Annotated in this window: 2 protein-coding genes; both read right to left on the reverse strand. The window is 72.9% G+C overall.

Annotated features, from left to right (window positions below; genetic code table 11):
• Positions 1 to 1645 (reverse strand): SulP family inorganic anion transporter (locus G3I65_RS16160; protein WP_160696847.1); only part of this gene is annotated, 1645 nt, incomplete at its 3' end.
• Positions 1646 to 1848: 203 nt separating this feature from the next.
• A partial coding sequence (locus tag G3I65_RS16165) for a bifunctional SulP family inorganic anion transporter/carbonic anhydrase (protein WP_160696848.1) occupies positions 1849 to 3329 on the reverse strand: 1481 nt, incomplete at its 5' end.

Genomic DNA, 3329 nt, shown 5'->3' on the forward strand with positions numbered 1-3329 from the left:
GCGGGCGCTGGCCGTCGGCGAGCCCGGACAGCGTGTTCTTCAGCAGCGGCGCGGTCCGGCGGTGGAACTCGGTGGCGCCGTTGCGGGTCTGCTGCGTCGGGATGCCTTCCGTGGCCTGCCACTCCGACCACGGCGCGAGCCAGCGCGGCACCGCCCGGCTCGCGTGCAGCCGCGACCGCGTCGGGCGGCCCGCCTTGCCCTCGCCGAACCACGGGTGGCCGACCTCGTCGACCTCGACCGTGCCGCCGGCGCGCTCGTGCGCCTGCTGCCAGGTGGTGAGACTTTCGAACGCGGCGTGGTCGAGGTAGTCGACGACCAGCTCCAAGCGCACCGGGACACCGGACGGGATGGTCCCGAGCACCTTCGACAGCCGCGGCACCGCCAGGAACGTCAGGACGCCTTCGACGACGACGCGCCAGGCGTCGCCTTCGCGCTCGACGTGGATGCCCGACCAGAGCGACCGGCGCAGCATCAGCACGAGCGCCAGCCCGATGCCCGCGAGCACGCCGGTGAGCAGGTCGAACACCACCACGCCGGCGAGGGTGAGCAGGTACACGGGCAGGTCGCCGTGGGCGAGGACGGTCTTGATGTGGCCGGGGTTGACCAGCTTCGCGCCGACGTGCACCAGCAGCCCGGCCAGCGCCGCGAGCGGGATGCTCTGGATCAGCCCGGCGAGCAGCACGACGAACAGCAGCACCCAGACGCCGTGCAGCACCGCCGACGCGCGGGTCTTGGCCCCGGCGGTGACGTTGGTGGAGCTGCGCACGATGACGCCGGTGACCGGCAGGCCGCCCAGCGCGCCGGAGAGCATGTTGGCCGCGCCCTGGCCGGCCAGTTCCCGGTCGAGGTTGGCGCGCCTGCCGGTGTGCATCTTGTCCACCGCCACCGCCGAAAGCAGGCTTTCGACGCTGGCGATCAGCGCGATCGTGACGACGGCGAGCGCGAACGCGCCCCACCCGCCGTCCGGCAGCCGCGGGACGAGCCCGATGTCCAGCACGTCACCGGGGAGTTCGACGCGCGGCAGCGTCATGCCGAAGGCGACCGAAACGACCGTGGCGGCGGCGATCGCGGCGAGCGGCCCCGGCACCTTGCGGACGGCGGCCGGGAGCTTCGGCCAGAGCAGCAGGATGGCGATGGTGAGCAGGCCGACGATCGCGGCCGAGTCGTGGTGGGCGACGATCTGGCCGGGCAGCTCGGCGATGTTCTGCACCGCGGAGCTCTGCGCCTTGCCGCCGAGGACGACGTGGAGCTGGCCGAGCACGATCGTGACGCCGATGCCGGCCAGCATGCCGTGCACGATCGCCGGCGAGATGGCCAGCGCGGCGCGCGCGATGCGGCTCAGCCCCAGCAGGATCTGGCACGCGCCGGCGGCGACCGTGATCGCGCAGGTGACGGCCCAGCCGAACGTCTGGATGGTTTCGGCCATGACCACGGTCAGGCCGGCGGCGGGCCCGCTCACTTGCAGCGCGGAGCCGCCGAGCGCGCCGGCGACGACGCCACCGACGACGGCGGCGACGAGCCCGGCGGCGACCGGGGCGCCCGAAGCGAGGGCGATGCCCAGGGACAGGGGTACTGCGACGAGGAAGACGACCAGTGAGGCCGGCAGGTCGTGGCGGAGCACGGCGAGGGGTCTCATGATCACCATGCAACCGGAAACCGAGTGAAATGTCCGCTATGTGCCACTCGTTCGGGTGAACAATTCGCCGTATTTAGCTCGAATGTCACATACCGGACAAGTCGTTAACAAGCCGTTCACAAGCGCGGGCCTGTCAGATGACAGTTGAATTCCGTACGACACAAGGGTTTCCGGTGTGACGCCGGACGGGTCCGGCGCCACACCGGGATCGCTCAGTGCTCCAGCGCGCCCGCCGGGACGAAGCCGCGGGCCGCGTCGTCCAAAAGGGACACCTGCGCGGCGCCGACGTCGAAGTACATGCCGGTGAGCCGGAGCGCGCCCCGGTCGAGGGCGGCCGCCACCACCGGGTACGCGCCCAGGATCTCCAGCTGCTGCACCACGTTCTGCAGCGCGAGCTGGTCGGCCTCGGCGGCCGGGCGCTCGCCGCCGAGCAGCAGCGGCGCCTCGCGGGCGCGGCGCCGGAGCGTCGCTTCGCCGTGGCGCAGCCAGCTGCCGAGCTGCTCGAGCCCGTCCGGGGCCTGGCCGAGCAACGCCTTCATCGCGCCGCAGCCGGAGTGCCCGCACACCACGATCTCCGCCACGCCCAGGACGCCGACCGCGTACTCGATCGCCGCGCCGACCGACGAGTCTTCGCCGTCCGGCGGGGGCACCAGGTTGCCGATGTTCCGGACCGTGAACAGGTCGCCCGGCCCGCTGGTGGTGATCAGGTTGGGCACGATCCGCGCATCACCGCAGGTGATGAACAGCGTGTGCGGCTGCTGGCCGTGCGCCAGCCCGCTCCAGGTGTCGCGCAACAGCGGTGCGGTGCGGCGCTGGAACTCCGAGGCACCGCGGCAAAGCAGCGAGCTGGCCGTGCGCTGGGCGGGCAGCACGACGTGCTCGGCCTGCCACTGCGACCACGGCGCGAGCCACCGCGGCACGACGCGCGCGGCGACGCTGCGGCGCACGGTCGGCGCGCCCGAGTTCCCGCGTTCGAACCACGGGTGCCCGATCTCGTCGACCGTCACCGGCCCGGCGTGCGCCTGCTGCCAGCCGCGCAGGCAGTCGAAGGCCGCGTGGTCGAGGTAGTCGACGAGCAGCTCGAGGGTGACCTCGGCGTGCGGCGGCACCGCGGCGAGGACCCGGGTCAGCCGCGGCACGGACAGGAACGTCAGCGCGCCTTCGATGACGACGCGGTGGCGCTCGCCGTCGGTCTCGACGTGGATGCCGGAGAAGATCATCCGCCGGAGCATCAGCGCGAGCGCGAGCAGGATCCCCGCCGCGACGCCGGTGAGCAGGTTGACGGCCACCGCGCCGGCGAGCGTGACGACGTACACCGGCAGGTCGCCGTGGCGGCGGACTTCCTTGAGCCCGTTGACGTTCACGAGCTTCGCGCCGACGTAGACGAGCAGGGCGGCGAGGGCGGCCAGCGGGATCAGCCGCAGCACGCCGGTCAGCAGCAGGCAGGCGGCGAGGATCCAGGCGCAGTGCAGGATCGCCGAGAGCCGCGTGCGCGCGCCCGCCTCGTAGTTGGTCATGCTGCGCACGATGACGCCGGTGACCGGGAACCCGCCGAGCGCGCCGGCGGCGACGTTCGCCGCGCCCTGGCCGATGAGCTCGCGGTCGAGGTCGGCGCGCGGGCCGCCGCGGCGCTTGTCGACGGAGACGGCCGACAGCAGGCTTTCCAGGCCGGCGATGAGCGCGATGGTGACCG

The organism is Amycolatopsis sp. SID8362 (assembly GCF_010550475.1).
Classification (GTDB): Bacteria; Actinomycetota; Actinomycetes; order Mycobacteriales; family Pseudonocardiaceae; genus Amycolatopsis; species Amycolatopsis eburnea.